Raw genomic sequence first — 17,930 nt, 5'->3', positions numbered from 1 at the left:
GAATAACTCATCTCAGATTCGCCGAAAATCAAAGCAGGAGCATCCGAAAATTCTACAACACGATCTGATAATAGATCTAAAACTGTTGTATGACCTGTGAAAGTATTTGAACTATCATTGAATTCATGCAAAATCAAATCCAATTCACAAGATGGAAGCATCTGGATTTCTTTGATACTGATCTCAGGATTCGCTGTTACATCATCCACAATCTTCTGAAAATAGCCTGCAAAACGCTCAATGCTTTCCCGTTTAAATAAATTCCTTGAATATTCGAATGATAAAAAAAGCTGGTCTTTATCTTCAGAAACTGTGAGACTGATATCAAATTTTGCATCTACATGATCATGCGAATAAGAACTCGCGATAAGATCGCCCATCGACAACTCAGGATCCTCAAAATTCTGATAAGAGAACATCACATCAAATAAAGGATTTCTTGAGGTGTCTCTTGCTACTTTCAGATCCTCAAGCAAGGATTCATATTGATAAAGCTGGTTTCCGAAACAGTCTAAAGTCATGGATTTTACGCGGTTCAGAAACTCGGTATAGCTTTCATTTCCGTTACAGTCGGAACGAAGCGCCAAAGTATTGACAAACATCCCGACCTGATGTTCCAAATCAACATGATCTCTGCCTGCAACAGGAGTTCCGATGATTAAATCATCCTGACCTGTCAGTTTTTTAAGCAAAATATAATACAGCGATAAGGTGGTCATGAACATCGTTCCGCCTGCTTTTCCGGAAATATTTTTTAATTTTTCAGTCTGTTCCGAACTTAAAGAAAAACCAACCCGGTCTCCTTCATATCTTTTAACCAAAGGACGCGAATAGTCTGTTGGTAAATCAATTACGGGAATTTCGCCTTTAAACTGCTCCAGCCAGAAATTTTTATGAAGTTCCAAAGATGAATGATGCTCCGAACTCTGCTGCCACTCCGAATAATCTTTATAATGAACTGACAGAGACGGCAGAGATTCGCCACGATATAAAGACATGAAAGAACGAAGCAGAATCCCGTTGGAAACTCCATCTGTGATGATATGATGCATATCAACAGCCAAAATATGCTCCGTTTCTGAAAGGTGAAGCACACAAACCCTCAAAAGCGGACCTTTCTCAAGATCAAAAGGTCTTATGAAAGAGGTTAATATTCCTTCTATTTCAGATTCTGAACATGAATATTCTTCGATATCAAAATCCATATGATCATCAATATACTGAACCGGAACTTCAGAAACCACCCCGATTCGGGTTCTCAATATTTCGTAATGAGAGATCAGGGAACGGAAAACCGACTGTAATAGATCCGAATCCAAAGCTCCGTGCAAACGAACAATCTGAGGCATGTTGTACGCCAATGAACTGTTATCGAATTTATAGATAAAATACAGCCGTTTCTGAACGGAAGATAAAGCATAATATTCTTTCTTCGGCGCAGCAGGAATCGGTGTATAACCCGAATTATGCTGAGAAAGATGACGGATATGACGAATCAATGCTTCCTTGTTACCCCTGATCTCCTCGATCAGTGAGTCGCTGTGAAAGTCTTTTGGGAAACTTAATTCCAAATTATCTTCTGACAGAGCTATTTTGATATTATTCTGCTTTAATTTATTAATTAGTTCGTGCATGATTATATTATTATTTTTTTTATATTATTATTTTCGTGTTGGTCATTTGATTTATCTGCTGTATGGCTAATCCACATCTGGCTTTCTATTATTTTGGCAATGAGCTGAATGGTGGTATTATAGAAAATTTCCTGAAGAGAGATCTTCGTGTTCCAGCGCTTTTCGATTTTATTGGCTAGAGAAACGGCTTTTAAGGAATGTCCTCCCAATTTGAAGAAACTGGCATTTGTGCTAATCAATTCAGGATCAATATGAAGAATTTCCGACCAAATCTGAGTAAGTCTTTCTTCAATTTCATTTTCAGGCTCAAGATGTATTTGTTCTACTTCAATTTCCAGAGAGGTTAGTTTTTTTCTGTCGGGTTTACCATTTACCAGCATTGGAATATCCTGTACAATGCAATAGGAAACCGGAACCATGTAATCAGGTAATGATAGAGAAAGAAATGTTTTCAATTCAGTATCACCAAGCGTTCTTTCCGATTTATAAAAAGCAAGAAGATATTTATGATTATTTTTCTCTTTGCATATTACAATTGCCTCGCTGATATCAGGATGATCTAAAAGTCTGTTTTCTATTTCTTCCAATTCAACTCTGTATCCTCTTATTTTAAGTTGATTATCTCTTCTTCCTGCAAACTGAATATTTCCGTCAGACAGCCATTTTCCCAGATCTCCGGTAGAATAGATACGCTGTCCTTTTATGTTTTTATTCTCGATAAACTTTTCATGTGTTAAAGCAGTATTATTAAGATATCCTTTTGCCAAACCTTTTCCTGCGACATAGATTTCTCCGGTTACTCCTAAAGGACAAGGTTTCCCGTACTGATCCAAAATATATATTTTTCTGTTGGCAATAGGTTTTCCTATAACAGATATTTGCGACAGATCTTCCAGTCTGTAATATGTGATACAAACAGTAGATTCTGAAGGTCCATAAGTATTGTACACAGGAAATACTTTAATAAGACCGTCTATATGATTTGCTGATAAATTATCTCCACCACTGATAATAGCCCGAAGACTTTTCCCAAGAAGATGAACACTACTGTTGATTTCATTTAATACTAAAGGAGTTGTACTCAGTATCGTTGCCTGATACATATTAATATTCTGAATAAGGTTCTCTGCATCGCGCCCTCCTGAAGACACAATAATAATAGCTCCTCCGGAAATCAAAGCCGGGAATATTTCTTCCACAGAAGTATCAAAAGATAATGATGACTGCTGTATTACTCTATCTTTTTCGCTGATGGAAAAGTAATCTCTGAATGTTAAACTATAATCTAAAAGAGAATCATGCCCAATGACAATACCTTTAGGAACTCCTGTACTTCCTGAAGTATAGATTATATATGCAGGACAATTTCCTGTAACCTGAATTTCAGGAGATTGATCAGATTCCATTTCCACCAGACTTTTTTCAGCGATGATATCTGTTAAATCTGTTCGAATATGTTGACTAATCTTGTGAGATAAATTGGTAACGACAGTATTCATTTCAGACTCCTCAATAATTGTATTGATTCTTTCGACAGGATATTCCGGATCTAATGCTACATATACAGCTCCAATCTTTAATATGGCAAGTAAGGATACAATCATATCCATACCTCTTTCAAAATGAACTCCTACAATATCTCCTTTATTTATTTTTTTTGAATGAATAAGGTAATTCGAAAGCTGATTTATCTTTTTATTTAATTGAAGATAATTTAATGACTGATTTTCACCTATTATTGCAATATTGTTTCCATTAAGAATAACCTGCTGCTCGAATAACTCCAGTATTGTTTTATCATTTCGGTAATCTACATTTGTATCATTGAATTCATGCAAAATCAAATCCAATTCACAAGATGGAAGCATCTGGATTTCTTTGATACTGATCTCAGGATTCGCTGTTACATCATCCACAATCTTCTGAAAATAGCCTGCAAAACGCTCAATGCTTTCCCGTTTAAATAAATTCCTTGAATATTCGAATGATAAAAAAAGCTGGTCTTTATCTTCAGAAACTGTGAGACTGATATCAAATTTTGCATCTACATGATCATGCGAATAAGAACTCGCGATAAGATCGCCCATCGACAACTCAGGATCCTCAAAATTCTGATAAGAGAACATCACATCAAATAAAGGATTTCTTGAGGTGTCTCTTGCTACTTTCAGATCCTCAAGCAAGGATTCATATTGATAAAGCTGGTTTCCGAAACAGTCTAAAGTCATGGATTTTACGCGGTTCAGAAACTCGGTATAGCTTTCATTTCCGTTACAGTCGGAACGAAGCGCCAAAGTATTGACAAACATCCCGACCTGATGTTCCAAATCAACATGATCTCTGCCTGCAACAGGAGTTCCGATGATTAAATCATCCTGACCTGTCAGTTTTTTAAGCAAAATATAATACAGCGATAAGGTGGTCATGAACATCGTTCCGCCTGCTTTTCCGGAAATATTTTTTAATTTTTCAGTCTGTTCCGAACTTAAAGAAAAACCAACCCGGTCTCCTTCATATCTTTTAACCAAAGGACGCGAATAGTCTGTTGGTAAATCAATTACGGGAATTTCGCCTTTAAACTGCTCCAGCCAGAAATTTTTATGAAGTTCCAAAGATGAATGATGCTCCGAACTCTGCTGCCACTCCGAATAATCTTTATAATGAACTGACAGAGACGGCAGAGATTCGCCACGATATAAAGACATGAAAGAACGAAGCAGAATCCCGTTGGAAACTCCATCTGTGATGATATGATGCATATCAACAGCCAAAATATGCTCCGTTTCTGAAAGGTGAAGCACACAAACCCTCAAAAGCGGACCTTTCTCAAGATCAAAAGGTCTTATGAAAGAGGTTAATATTCCTTCTATTTCAGATTCTGAACATGAATATTCTTCGATATCAAAATCCATATGATCATCAATATACTGAACCGGAACTTCAGAAACCACCCCGATTCGGGTTCTCAATATTTCGTAATGAGAGATCAGGGAACGGAAAACCGACTGTAATAGATCCGAATCCAAAGCTCCGTGCAAACGAACAATCTGAGGCATGTTGTACGCCAATGAACTGTTATCGAATTTATAGATAAAATACAGCCGTTTCTGAACGGAAGATAAAGCATAATATTCTTTCTTCGGCGCAGCAGGAATCGGTGTATAACCCGAATTATGCTGAGAAAGATGACGGATATGACGAATCAATGCTTCCTTGTTACCCCTGATCTCCTCGATCAGTGAGTCGCTGTGAAAGTCTTTTGGGAAACTAATTTTCAGCTGATCGCCAATAAGCCCGATTTTCACATTTTTCTCGAGAATTTTTAGTAAAAGTTTTTCCATGGATATTTGTTTTGATATGTCAACAGTTTTTTATTTAAAAATTGATGATAGAATTTTAAAGATTTACTACATAATTTCTCGATAATTTATTTTTGATTCGTCTTCTTTTTTTATTGTCTCTTATGTATTCAAAAAAATTATAATACTGATTAACTGTAATATCCCAGGAAAAGTTCTGGCTCATTGCTCTTTCAATAAGTGCATCCCAATTGTCTTTTCGATGATAGTAGATATCAGAAGCTTCCTTGATAGCATTTTTCAGGCTTTCATTTTTAAATTCATCAATATAAAAACCTGTACTTATTTCTGATGATTCGGTATGTGGAATTACAGTATCTTTTAAACCGCCTATAGGTCTTACAACAGGGATTGTACCAAAAGCCAACCCGTAAAGCTGTACCAATCCGCATGGCTCAAACACAGAAGGACACAAAATCATATCGGATCCGGCTAAGAATCTGTGAGCATTTTCTTCCGTATAATTAGAAATATAGCTGAATCTTCCTTTAAATTTTTCTTCAGCTTTCGTTAATCTTTTATGGATATTTCCTTTTAACCCTCCTGCAGGACGACCATATATAATTAAATTAACATCTTCATTCAGAATATTTTCTATACTGTCCATTGCGACATCTTCGGAACTCCAAAGATCTACCAGAAGATTGATTCCTTTTTGCTCGGTTAAACGAGCCATCATTAAAACAACAGGTTTTGAAAAGTCATCAAATTTCATTTCTTTAACTAATTCCTGCTTATTTTGTTTTTTCTTCTCTTTATAGGTATTTTTGTTATAATGATATTGTATAAACGGACTAAATTCCGGAGACCAATGCACATCATCTATTCCATTAGGTAAAGAAAATATATCTTTTTCTATAAGATCCAGAAATTTGAGTCCGGAATGAGGAGCTGATTTTTGTATAAGTTCCTGAGCATAAGTTTTACTCACTGTTGCAACATAATCTGCGTTTTTAAAAGCCAATGCAAAAAATGTAGCTGTGCCATATTGTTTATAAATAGAATCCAGTTCAGTTTTAACTTCAGGATCCAGAAAATCCAGAAGGTCAGGTAAAATCTCCCCTTGAAATTCATAATTATGAATTAGAACGACTGTTTTACATGCTTGTTTTACATTTAATTTTTTAATGTCTTCCGTATAAGCCAGACAACCGCATACATGCCAATCATGCAATAGAATCAGTTCCGGTGAAAGGTTCAGATTCTTGATAAGCTGAATGGCTGCTTTCGCAAAATAAAAGTAGATGATATAGGGGAAATTTTCTTTATACGGCATTTCTCCGTCCTCATCTGATGAATCGCTCTCACTTGTTTCCATATCACTGAAAATATTACTATCGGACATATTAATAAAGTAATAATCTACTCCTGACTGATTAATATGGTAATAATGAAACTCGTAATATATATTCTGAATTTTGATATCAAAACTTCCCATAAAATTGAGATCATCTCCCTTCATTCTATTTTTGTAGTAGAAAGAGATCACAGTATTGGGTTGATTTTTAGACAAATAAGTAGGAAGTGTTCCTAAAACGTCTCCTAGTCCTCCTCTTTTATAAAATGGTGCAACTTCGGATGCTAAATGTACTATCATAGTTGGTATTTATTAGTTTATACATAGCTAGACTAGCGATGCAAGTTTATTTTTATTAGTTCCAGAAATAAGACTGCTATAATGAGAATCAGAATTCTTATAAAAGACTACTTCAAATGATTTTGCCTCTACGACAATTGTATTTTTAGTATCAGAATCCAAAATAAATTCATGAGAAATATTGTTAAAATTGAAGCAGAAAACCAAAGTCTTATCATTTAAACTTCTTTTTACTATAAGTTTTTTTTCTTTGTTATTAATAATGGGAAAAGAGAAATTTCCATAATTGAAAATATCATAGAAATCTTTTCTAAGATCATTGAGGTCTTGCAGTAATTTTATAGAGCCTTCATTTTCTACATATGAAACAAACTCCATACATCCTCTATTCAACGGATCTCCTAAACCAAGCATTTCCGTTTCTTCCCCATAATAAATAACCGGTGTTCCGGGTAAGGAATATAATAAAGCAAATGCCATATCATACTTTTCTGAATCTTTAATAATAGATCTGAACCTAGGCAAATCATGATTACTCAGAAAATTCCATGAAAGGCGGTTAACTTTTGAAGAATTGCTATAATTCATCTCTAATATCTTAGAACACATCGTTTTAAGAGATATATTTTCCTGCACAAAAAACGGAATCATGATATCCAGATAGAGTGAGAAATTTGTAAATCCGTCAATACCAGTTTCAGAAGAAAAAACGGAAGAAGTATTGTGCCAGTTTTCTGCAATAATCAGAGCTTGCGGATTAATCGCTTTTACTTCATCAGTAAAGATTTTTATAAAATCATCGGGCATTTCTGTGCAAACATCTAACCTCCATCCATTTATCTGAAAATTTTTCATCCAATATTTAACAATATTTTTAAAATAATTTCTTACTTCGTGATTTGCCAGATTAAACTGCGGAAGCTCATGATATCCATGCCAACAACTGTACTGATTTTTTTCTTCCGGCTTCAGTGGAAGGTTATAAATTTCAAACCAATCCAGATATTCAGAATTTTCTCCCTTTTCACAAATATCTTTAAAGGCAAAAAAATCTCTGCTGCAGTGATTTAGCGAAATGTCTAGAATCAGCTTCATACCTCTGTCGTTCATTTCCTGAATAAGCAAAGCAAAATCCTCTTCAGTTCCAAATAAAGGATCGATCTTCATATAGTCTGCACAATCATATCTGTGATAACTTCTCGACAGAAAAATCGGGTTCAGATAAATGAAGTTAATACCCAGACTAGAAACATAATCAAGCTTTTCTATAATTCCCTGAATTGTCCCACCAAAAAAAGAGGTATAATCGGGTAAATCTCCCCACTCTTTCAAATCGACATTGGCATTATGATTTCCTTTCTTTAAAAATCTGTCCGGAAATATCTGATATCCTGCATTAAATGCCGGAAATTCAGCAAAATTTTTCTGTTCCGACAAATTGATTTTCATCATACTTCTGCTATCAATTTTATCTTTTAAAGAATTTTTCTCATGTAGATATTTGACTTGCTTATAACCTGAGATCTTGATACAGTAATTAATTTCATCATCATTCAGCTGTATTCTGCAACTCCAGTAAGACTTGTTTTTATGGGAATACTGTTCAGACAAATGAAATTCGTTCTCATCTATTACTATACTCACATTTTCTATCCATTGCTGATGTGTAATAGCTCTTATTTCCCATTCAGCATCTTTTATATGGCTAAAAAATATGGGGTTGTTTTCAAACTGAACAGGACAGAATATTTCGGTTTCAAAAACTATAGGTGATCTTTTAAGAGAATCATATTGAGAAATCATTGCTCCGTTATTATTCATGGGCTTATCGAAATTCTCATTTAAAAAATAATGGAAAAAAGATCTTCCTTTGGGTAAATCAGCAGTTAATTCAAAAAGGTCATTTCCTCTGCTTTTCATTTCGGTTCTAAAATATCTTCCTTTTACGGGGAAAAAACCGACATGAACTTTCTCAATATCTTTTTGGTTTGAAATGTACATTAAATCTTTTTTCATATTATAATAAGTTTTTGCTTTGTTCTACAAACAATTCGTTAATCAGGATTTCGGGCTTCGCAAATAATTGATCTATCAAGACATTACAATCTTCAACCAATTGCTGAACTTCTATACCCGAAAAGTGTTTAATATTATAGTTTATCATCATTTTAATACAATTATCGTATTGGATAAAATCACAGCCAAATACAAAATATCCGAAACCACTACTTCTGTGTAAAGGGGCAATTTCCATATTATAACGCTCGTTCTGAACCTGATAATTGATAAATATTGGAGCCAGAGTGTCAAGATTAAGATCAAGATCATGCATTATTTTTTCATATGGATAGAATGAATATTGTGAAGTTTCTAAAAACGTATCAGAAATATTCTCTAAAAACTCTCGTATACTGAAATCTTCTTTTACAGATAAACACAAAATTATTTCTGAAGCAAACCACCCAATTATATTTTCGAATTCCTGCAATAACCTTCCGGAATGAAGAGTAGCAATTCTTACGCTTTTGTTTTTATTTTTTCTGTAAAAAGTAATAGCGAAAATAGCAATCAGCATATTAAAAATACTTGATTGATAAGTATTTGCCAGTTTATTAAGTTTTTTAATCCTTTCTTCTTCTATAAAATTCTGGTAAAATGCTCCCGGATCTGGATAAATGTTATAGATATCACCAAAAAAATCCGGAAGGTCTTTCCTATCTTTTTTTCCAAGCGCAATATTCAGTTCTTTTTCCAGCTTAGTGATGTAGCTGTCTTGATAATTGTCGCCGATGATAGAATCTTCCTTTAAACTATTTAATATTTTTTCCCTATACCTGTTTATTTTATTTTTCCCTGAAGAGCTTTTTATATAATTATACACCCAAGATGCGTATTCTTTAGACTGAAATTTTAATTCCGGTAATTCCTGCTGATCTTTTTTGATAAAATAATTATAAAGAAGGCTAATTTCTTTTTTTATAATATCTGCCGAAACAAGGTCCGAAATAAGGTGATGCATTGCAAAAATAATCCCCTTATTATCTGCGTCATATTCAATTATTTTCACTGCGATAATTGGTCCGTTTTCAAAATCGAATACATTGGCTTTCAGATCCTGAAATTCTTCGGATAATATTTCGTCTTTGTTATCTACCTGTGTAAGATTTATATAAGCAATTTCAAAATCATCAGATATTTTGGGATGTACTTTCTGCCTGATTTCTTTATCTTTTATCAGGAATGTTGTCCGTAATATTTCATGTCTTTCAATTAGCTTATCAATTACTTTTCTGATTATTTCATTATCACTTCCAGGCAATTCTACTGTAAAAACGATATTAAAAGCATATTTTATTGTAAAAAAACGTCTCAAAAACTCGCTTTTCTGTTGAGGCGTCGCTTCATATGTTTCCTGCAGCTTTACTTGTAAAAGAGTATCTTCAAGTATATCGTAGCTATTGCTTGTATCACTTTTTTTGGTATTGAGAGAGCTGATATAATCAATCAGCGACTGTTTATTTATTTTAACTTCTTCTATAATATCATTAATATTATCATTATCATTTCCATTAATTTTTAAATTCAGTTTATAATTATTATCTATACTTACTTTTATATTTTTTTCATATAATTTTAATAGTAATTCTTCCATAGCATTTATCTTTAAATCCAGTTTATTATCAGGCTGCCCGTACAAATAATCTTTTTATTTTTATGATTGTGTATAAAAATCCCGTATAAAAACCTAAAAAAGGCATAATTAGGGATGTGTTTTTCAGAGGCCAAAACCCGTCTTTGTATAATCTCCTGACAAAATAATTAGAAAATTCTCCGAACTTAAAGAGAGGGCTTTTCCAGCAATAGGCATAGGTAAAACCAACCTCTCCATCCATCGGAACTACCGCATGATACCAATAAGGAGGAATATATAAAGCATCTCCTTCTTCAACATGTGCTATCATCGGTTTTAAGTCCAGATTTTCCTTTAATTTTTTGCCTTCCAGATAATGTTCATTCATTAAAAAGTCATTAACATATTTCGGATCCGGAATATCAGGAGGCAGTATAGCTACTTTTTTGCCTCCGTTAATCTGGCACATTAGTGTCTCATCTATATTATGATAATGCCAAGCTGTAGCCGCTCTTCTGTACATGAAAAATCTTCTCTGATCATACATTCTCGGCTTCATTAAACCTGAAAGAAAAGAAAATCCGGGAGTATCTTTGATAAGCTCTGAAAAATTATTGCCTTCTTCTACTTTCTCTGAAGGAATACTTAAAATATAATCTTCATTGCTAAATAATCTTTTAATTGCACCATGAAATGAAATGTCTTCAGAATCCTGACTTTGTCTTTCACCCATATTATAATTCATGTGCGGATAAACCGTTATATCAAAATCTTCACAAACCGACAACCAATATTCCGGCTCTTTGAATTTATTGATAGCCGGCCAATGTTTTATGGCTCCTTTAATAAGGCACGCTTTGTTGGGAAGAACCCAGTTTTTATAAAATGACTCCTGATCCAAAGAACTTGCATCAACAATGGGAGCATCTTTCGCGTTACTAATTCCGGGAATGACTGAAAACATATCATTTCCTAATCCGTCAAATTTTTTTTGCGTTTCTGTATTCTCTAAAAGATTTTTCATGAGATTCTTTTTTTGGTTAGTTTAAAACTTCATCTACTTTATAATCATTTGAAACATATTCTACCTTACCCATATTCATTTTTAAAATTTTATCTGCTATATCAAAATAATGATCATCATGTGTGATGGCGATTATTATTTTTCCCTGTCTTTTCATTTCGGGAAGCAATTCTCTGTAGAAGAATCTTCTGTATTCAGGATCCTGATCTGCAGCCCATTCATCAAATAAATAAATAGGTGAATCTTCCAGATAGCACTGCAGTAATGCTAATCTTTTTCTCTGACCGCCGGAAAGACTAATTGTATTAAATCTGTTATCATTAATCTCAACTTTTTCGTCTAATCCTAGAATTTTCAAATATTCGCTTACTTCTTCAGATCTGTTTTCCAGATCGATACTGTATAGTTTTCTGAATAAATGACACGGGCTAAAAACCGCAGAGAAATATTCACTTAAATGAGACGAGCTTACACGCTTATTGTTTATAAAAACTTTCCCGGAAATAGGCTCATAAAGACCTAAAATAAGTTTTGCCAAAGTTGTCTTACCACTACCGTTTCCTCCGATGATAAACAAAATTTCTCCTCTATTCACTTCAAAATTTACTCCCGCAACAGCAAACTGTTCTTTGGTATCCGTGTTGTCGTATTTAAATGATATTTTATCAAACTTTACAGATTCTATGATATTTTTATCAAGAGTTACCGGAACTTTTTTCAGATCAATACTTTCAGGAATCTCCTTAATGAAACTCTGAATACGTTCCCATGAAATTTTCAGCTGCATAAGTGTTGGTATTGAAGAGAAAATAGCACCTAGAGGTCCGTTCAGATATAATAGTACGACAATCAGACTGATTAGTGTAGAATTTTCAATTTCTGGGAAAATCTTAGGAATTCCGAATGCAATAGCACCCAACATTAATATAAAAGTAGTCTCACCGACAAGAAAACCATTAATAAATTTAACATGAGCAGTAGTAGTATTATTGGTATAATCTTTTACAGTATCTGTAATATCTTCTTTAAAGGCAATTTTCTTTCTGTATTGAAGACTTATTTCCTTGAATCCATCACTAAGATCATTCAGAAGATCCATAAAAATATTTTGGGTATCTCTTGCTTTTTCGAAATAGGCTTCCGCTGTTCTGCTGATAAAAAAATATAATGCAGAAATACTCAAAATAAGAACAATGATAAGTATTGTTGCTAAAAATTCTTTCGAAGCCAAATATAAAAAAGCACCGGCAACAGTAATGAAACTTGTAACGAAACCAACAATGATATTGGCAGAATTACCGATTGTACCTACATCATCATTAAGGGTTGAATAAATTCTTCCTCTATTAATTTTTTCGAATTTTTGATAGGTTGTCGATAATATTTTATCAATAAGATTTATTCTTTTCGCATAAATAAGATCTCTGGTAAAATAAATTAAAGTTCGCTGTACATACTTACGTCCTACGATATAAGTTGTAAGTGTAAGAAAATAATAAAATGCCAGATATTTCAATTCTATTGTACCACCAATTGACGAAGTAATAATAATAACTACTGCCATATTGGATAATCCGGAAAAAATGCTGACCAAAATAACTTTAGGAAGTTTTTTTCTAAAAGAGCTGTTTCCTTGAAAAAATATTGATGCAAAATAGGCAAGATAACTCAATCCCATTGCCAAGCCGAATAAGGCAATCATGACGTTAAAACTTACCGGCATCCAGATTGCTGCAGACTTCCAGCTAAATCCTCCCATTGCGGCAGGAAGAAGGTAAATCCCAAATCCTAACAGACTAATGAATAAAACAGAATATATAATATCTCTTGATTTACTCAAGGTTATTTTTTCAAAACGTCTTTGCTTTCTGATGATCTCATATATAAGAATTCCCAGATGGAACAAAGCTGCAATCACAAAAATTCCCATAACAAAAGAAATTATCGAATAAAGCTTATCATTGCCATCTCCTGGATTATATTCTTTTTTAAGAGTTTCTGCTGACAATATTCTCATCATTTTATCTCCGATAACATTTGTATAACTACTGTTAGAGTTCGCTAAAACCGCCACAGCAATCTTTTTTTCGGGATTTAATGAAACAAATGATGTAAAATTCGGGTTTAGTCCTGAATGAGACAGTTCACCGTTTCCGCTTAATGATACTTCCCATCCTGTAGCATAGGAATAAAGACCGTGAGGAGCTACTGTTTCATCTCTAAGCTGAGTATTTTTAGCAGCATAAGTAAGATTTGATGGTGCAACTCCAAGCTGAAACTGAAGCCACTTTGCCATATCAGTACCATTCTGAATTACATATGCTGCAGCATTATTACCTCTGAAAGCCGGCGCCGAATAAGGTCTTGCTTCGAAGTATCCAATCTTATAACCTTCTGCCATATTTTTATTTCCGGAAGGAATATCTCCTATGAATGTATTGGTAAGTCCCAATGGCCTGAATATATTTTGCTTCATGTAATCTTCGAAAGAAATTCCGCTTTTCTTCTGGATAATTAAAGCCAGAATATCATAATTGATGGTTGCATATTCGAACTCTTTGCCTGGTGCATTATCCAGCGAAATACCGACAACATTCTTCACTGTTTTTTCTAACGCATCCTTACTGCTGCTTTCAGGAATTCTCGAAATAGTCTGCCACGGAATTCCCGAAGTATGATGCATTAATTGTCTCAGGGTAATGTTGACAGGTTTATTTTTATAATATACTTTAAACCACGGCAAATAATCTGAAACGTAGCTATTTGGATTGATGTTATTTTCACTTATAAATTTCTGTACTGCAAGTCCTGTAAAGGCTTTACTGCAAGAAGCCAGTTCGAATAATGTATTATTATTTACCTTCTGCTGTTTTTCTATATTTGAATAACCATAATTTTTAATAACCTGTTTTCCGTCTTTTATAAAGACCAAACTAAGCCCAGGAATATCTCCTTCTTTCATTAATTCTTTAATCTCTTCATCCGTAAAATTACTTACACGTTCTTTATTCTTCTCTTGCGAGTGAAAACATTGAACAGCAATTAAAGAGAAAACTAAAATTAATTGTTGTAAAAATCTCTTCATCATATATTTATGATATTTATTTATTATTTATTTTTTTGTAGATAAATTTTCAGGAAATACTTTTTTGCTTTTCAGTTTTAGATTTCCGGGCTTCTTTTACAAGTTTCATTGCAAGAATCTCTGCAGGATCAATGATTAAGATGTTTTCTATGTACTGCTCGTTCATTAAAATTGAAAGTTCTGTACATCCAATAATAATCGCTTCTGCTTTATGCTTCTTAAAAAATTCCATGGCATGAGCAAGTAATTTGTTCTGCTCTTCACGTTTAGTATCGGGATAAGCTTTAAGACCCATTTCTTCATCATAAATCAGGCGGTGAATAACATTATCCTGAAATTCATTATCTGGAAGTATGACATTATACCCTAAATTTTCAAGCAGTTTCTTATAAAGACCAGATTTATAGGTTCCGTTCGTGGTCATTAATCCTATTTTTGAAAAATCAGGATAGTTCTCTGTTAAATACCGGCATGTTTCTACCGGCATATGGACGAGTTTTATCTGACTTTTTATTACTTTGAGCTCTTGCTTAATGGTATTATATATTTCAGGGGCATAAGATGTATTACATGCCAATCCTATAATATTAGCTCCGGAATTTTCGAGTTTCCTGATGATTTTTGCAATATTAATAGCGGGATTAATATCTGTTTCTCCCTCCAGAAACTGTGTTCTGTCGATAATATATTTTGGCAGTGATGCAAGAATGACTGAAATATGATCCTGATCGGTTGCAGCATCCGTATGCTTTAAAATCTTATCGAATAGATTGAGACCTGCTTTCGGACCCATTCCGCCAACGATGCCGATAATATTATCATTATGTATTGTCATGTCCATTGTTCAGTTTATTTTTATTCTGACATCGCCACAATAACACGCCTGTCACCCGTAAAAGAATTTCTGCCGTGAGTTACAAGCTCATTATCTACGATAAGAAGTTCATTTGTAGACCATTCTGGGAAAATAGTTACCGTTTCAATAGTTTTAAGGATTTCTTTTACCATGGATTCGCTTATTTCAGAACCATCTCCAAATTTTACATAATGTGGGAAGTTTTCCGGAGAATCATAGAGAAGTTTCATAGACTCAAAAAGATCTTCACCTAAATGACAAGGATGAAACTGATCGATCTGATTGAACCATAGTTTCTCACCAGTAATTCTGTGCTCTATAATTCCTTTACTGAATTGTTCTAATCTCAGACTATTGTTATCTGTCCATTGAAATTTGATATTGTATGAATTACAATATTCTTCAACTTTACTTTTGTCATCTGTTTCAAAAGTATCTATCCACGATGTTCCGAAACCGAAATCTCCACCATGTAAGTTTCTTATGTAAATAATTCCTTTGGCTTCGACTTCTGATTTTATCTCTTCCGGCATTGCATTAAGTATTTCTCTGCTGTCGGCTAAAAGGGTTTCCCCTCCTGTTTCCGGAACCTGTAAACAGCTAAAGAATAATTTATTAGGCCATTTTGCTGAATATGACAGCTCATTATGCATCGTTATCTTCTGAGTCTTGTCGTATTCTGTGGATGTATATACGTGATCCGTCAGTTTGGTTCTTGGAGAGTTTCCATCTATATAATTTAAAAATTTTTGCGATATGGAATCCACAATATGTTGAAAAGTATCAAGAGAATCAATATCTATCCCTTTAAATTTTATGGCACCGTGCTGCAAGATATCGTTTTCAAAAATTTCTTTATTTTCCAAATAATAAGCAATAAAATCATTTGGGCTTATTTCGTTAAGATCAATAATAAACGGTGTATTTACTATTACTGAGTTATTCATTTTTATATATTTTGAGATTAGTATTTAAAAAGTTTTTTTGTACACGTTTTCTTCACAATTCTTTATATCATCATCAAGATTCCATAATCCGAATCCTAACTCTTTAGCTTTTGTAAAATTGGAAAGCGCTTCTTTATATTGTTTTTTATCCATATAAATACGTCCCAATAATCCGTATGAATTTGCTGATTTAGGAAAAATGGTGATATTATCATTCAATAACTTCAATGGAAGATCCGGTTCTTTTTCTTTATAGATTTCAGCCAGTTCGTTTAGAGTATTTTCATCCAACTTTCCATCTTTTTTAAAGTCTTCAACACCTTTCTCCAATCCTTTGATCCCTTTATCTCTGTAAATTTTTTGAAGACTTATAGAACTGCTTGGATAATATTTGAAAAAATTGTCCTGAAATAAAAATTCGACATTAAAGTGACAAGTCATTTCATTAATTTCTTTTGTAATAAGCTTACCTTGATCGCTATTAGTGAAAAACACAAATCCTCTACCATGACTAACAGAATAAAACAGCTCTGCTCTGAAACCATCATTATTACCACTAAATGAAACTACTGTATCTTTCTTACTCGGTATCGTAAAAAAACCTTCTCCCATATATCCGGTTGATTCATCATCACCCAATACTTTTATTGGTTTTATCATATCCTGTATTCTTTCATTTGAAAGATTCTTCTTATCGAACATTGAAATGATAAATCTTGCGTAGTCTTTTCCTGTTGTATGAGCTCCTGAAGCTGGAACGGTTTCATAGTTTTTCCATTTTTCAACTTCATCTTTCATTTGTGTATATCCTATCGCGTAATCTGATGGTAATTCCTTTACAGAAGATTTGGCTTTTCTGTACTTTAAGTATGTATTTTTCAATTCAAATGGAGTAATAACCATTCTTTTAACATAGCTTTCATAAGGTTCCTTCAGTATTTTCTCAATTACCTTAGCCAAATATTGAAATCCTTCTCCAGAATATACAAACTGCTCTCCAGGATTGCTTACTATTTCCAAAACATCTTTTTTATTGTTCCAACGCCAATTTTCAATTCCCGAAGTATGGCTAAGAATCATTCTTGTTGTAATACTTTTATATCTTGGATCATGCTGCAAAGGTTCATATTCTAAATATTGATATAAAGGTTTATCAAGATCCAGTATTTTGTCCTCTATAAGTCTCTGAGCCACATATACCAGATACATCTTGGTTAAGGAAGCAGCTTCGAATACGGTATTTTTATCAGTATCCTTATTACTTTTGAGATTTTTTTTCCCGTAAAAATTTGAATATACAATCTGATTGTTCTCAATAATGGCAAGAGAAACACTGGGAACTCCCAATTCGTTAATCATAAGATTAATTTTTTTGTCAAAATCTTTTGTATCTATCGTCTTGTTATCAGAAATGAAAGAAGTCATCTCCTGAGATTTCAGCTGACAATTACAGCTCATAAAAATGATTAAAAAGAAACATTTTAATAGTTTTTGTATTGTATATTGATTCTCCTGCAATATTTTTTTTAGTATCATATTTTGTTAGTTTTCTGGTTTATATAATTATGTTTTCCGAAAAATCTTCTGCTTCAACTAATGAAATTTCGGTAGAAAGGAAATTAATTAGCTTAATATATACTGCCTGTTTCTGAATGGTTGTTTTTTCAAAAACTTCTTCTAAAGGGAATGTGATATCGAATCCTTTATTAATTTTATTAATCAGCATCATGGCTTTCAAAGAATGCCCTCCCAACTCGAAAAAGCTTTTCGCAGCACTGATATTCTCGCCCGAAATAC

General features: G+C 33.4%; 11 protein-coding genes. All 11 read right to left on the bottom strand.

Annotated features, from left to right (window positions below):
• A partial coding sequence (locus tag BLR30_RS17380) for a condensation domain-containing protein (RefSeq protein WP_228400800.1) occupies positions 1 to 1,634 on the bottom strand: 1,634 nt, incomplete at its 3' end.
• Positions 1,635 to 1,636: 2 nt separating this feature from the next.
• A complete protein-coding gene (locus BLR30_RS17375) occupies positions 1,637 to 4,975 on the bottom strand; it encodes a non-ribosomal peptide synthetase (RefSeq protein ID WP_089861620.1) in 3,339 nt (1,112 codons plus the stop codon).
• A gap of 55 nt (positions 4,976 to 5,030) precedes the next feature.
• Entirely contained in the window at positions 5,031 to 6,590 is a 1,560-nt protein-coding gene (locus BLR30_RS17370) for a glycogen/starch synthase (RefSeq protein ID WP_089861618.1), read from the bottom strand.
• A gap of 27 nt (positions 6,591 to 6,617) precedes the next feature.
• The gene (locus BLR30_RS17365; protein WP_089861616.1) at positions 6,618 to 8,606 is read right to left on the bottom strand and encodes a glycoside hydrolase family 13 protein; all 1,989 of its coding nucleotides are present in this window, start codon (positions 8,604 to 8,606) and stop codon (positions 6,618 to 6,620) included.
• A 1-nt stretch (position 8,607) separates the two neighbouring features.
• Positions 8,608 to 10,242 carry a condensation domain-containing protein gene (locus tag BLR30_RS17360; RefSeq protein ID WP_139164659.1) on the bottom strand — a complete coding sequence of 545 codons (1,635 nt, stop codon included), beginning with the start codon at positions 10,240 to 10,242 and terminating at the stop codon, positions 8,608 to 8,610.
• A 28-nt stretch (positions 10,243 to 10,270) separates the two neighbouring features.
• On the bottom strand, positions 10,271 to 11,245 hold the full coding sequence (locus BLR30_RS17355; RefSeq protein ID WP_089861612.1) for a cupin-like domain-containing protein: 975 nt from the start codon (positions 11,243 to 11,245) through the stop codon (positions 10,271 to 10,273).
• Between the two features lie 16 nt (positions 11,246 to 11,261).
• Positions 11,262 to 14,333 (bottom strand): cyclic peptide export ABC transporter, encoded by a 3,072-nt coding sequence (locus BLR30_RS17350; protein WP_089861609.1) that lies wholly within the window; start codon positions 14,331 to 14,333, stop codon positions 11,262 to 11,264.
• A gap of 46 nt (positions 14,334 to 14,379) precedes the next feature.
• Positions 14,380 to 15,171: an aspartate/glutamate racemase family protein gene (locus tag BLR30_RS17345; protein WP_089861607.1), complete on the bottom strand. Its 792-nt coding sequence runs from the start codon at positions 15,169 to 15,171 to the stop codon at positions 14,380 to 14,382.
• A gap of 14 nt (positions 15,172 to 15,185) precedes the next feature.
• The gene (locus BLR30_RS17340) at positions 15,186 to 16,133 is read right to left on the bottom strand and encodes a TauD/TfdA family dioxygenase (protein ID WP_089861605.1); all 948 of its coding nucleotides are present in this window, start codon (positions 16,131 to 16,133) and stop codon (positions 15,186 to 15,188) included.
• A 24-nt stretch (positions 16,134 to 16,157) separates the two neighbouring features.
• Complete coding sequence (locus BLR30_RS17335; protein ID WP_175443684.1) at positions 16,158 to 17,591, bottom strand: serine hydrolase domain-containing protein; 1,434 nt, start codon at positions 17,589 to 17,591, stop codon at positions 16,158 to 16,160.
• 97 nt (positions 17,592 to 17,688) lie between these two features.
• Positions 17,689 to 17,930, bottom strand: a 242-nt coding sequence (locus tag BLR30_RS17330) for an acyl carrier protein (RefSeq protein ID WP_139164658.1), incomplete at its 5' end; no start/stop codon positions are given.

Source organism: Chryseobacterium taeanense, from assembly GCF_900099685.1.
GTDB classification, from domain to species: Bacteria; Bacteroidota; Bacteroidia; order Flavobacteriales; family Weeksellaceae; genus Chryseobacterium; species Chryseobacterium taeanense.
This window is presented reverse-complemented; position numbering and strand designations above follow the sequence as displayed.

Excerpts from the sequence above, each read along its gene's own strand:
- BLR30_RS17345 (WP_089861607.1), bottom strand. The coding sequence starts at position 15,171 with ATGGACATGACAATACATAATGATAATATTATCGGCATCGTTGGCGGA.
- BLR30_RS17370 (WP_089861618.1), bottom strand. The coding sequence starts at position 6,590 with ATGATAGTACATTTAGCATCCGAAGTTGCACCATTTTATAAAAGAGGA.
- BLR30_RS17350 (WP_089861609.1), bottom strand. The coding sequence starts at position 14,333 with ATGATGAAGAGATTTTTACAACAATTAATTTTAGTTTTCTCTTTAATT.
- BLR30_RS17335 (WP_175443684.1), bottom strand. The coding sequence starts at position 17,591 with ATGAGCTGTAATTGTCAGCTGAAATCTCAGGAGATGACTTCTTTCATT.
- BLR30_RS17360 (WP_139164659.1), bottom strand. The coding sequence starts at position 10,242 with ATGGAAGAATTACTATTAAAATTATATGAAAAAAATATAAAAGTAAGT.
- BLR30_RS17355 (WP_089861612.1), bottom strand. The coding sequence starts at position 11,245 with ATGAAAAATCTTTTAGAGAATACAGAAACGCAAAAAAAATTTGACGGA.
- BLR30_RS17340 (WP_089861605.1), bottom strand. The coding sequence starts at position 16,133 with ATGAATAACTCAGTAATAGTAAATACACCGTTTATTATTGATCTTAAC.
- BLR30_RS17365 (WP_089861616.1), bottom strand. The coding sequence starts at position 8,606 with ATGAAAAAAGATTTAATGTACATTTCAAACCAAAAAGATATTGAGAAA.
- BLR30_RS17375 (WP_089861620.1), bottom strand. The coding sequence starts at position 4,975 with ATGGAAAAACTTTTACTAAAAATTCTCGAGAAAAATGTGAAAATCGGG.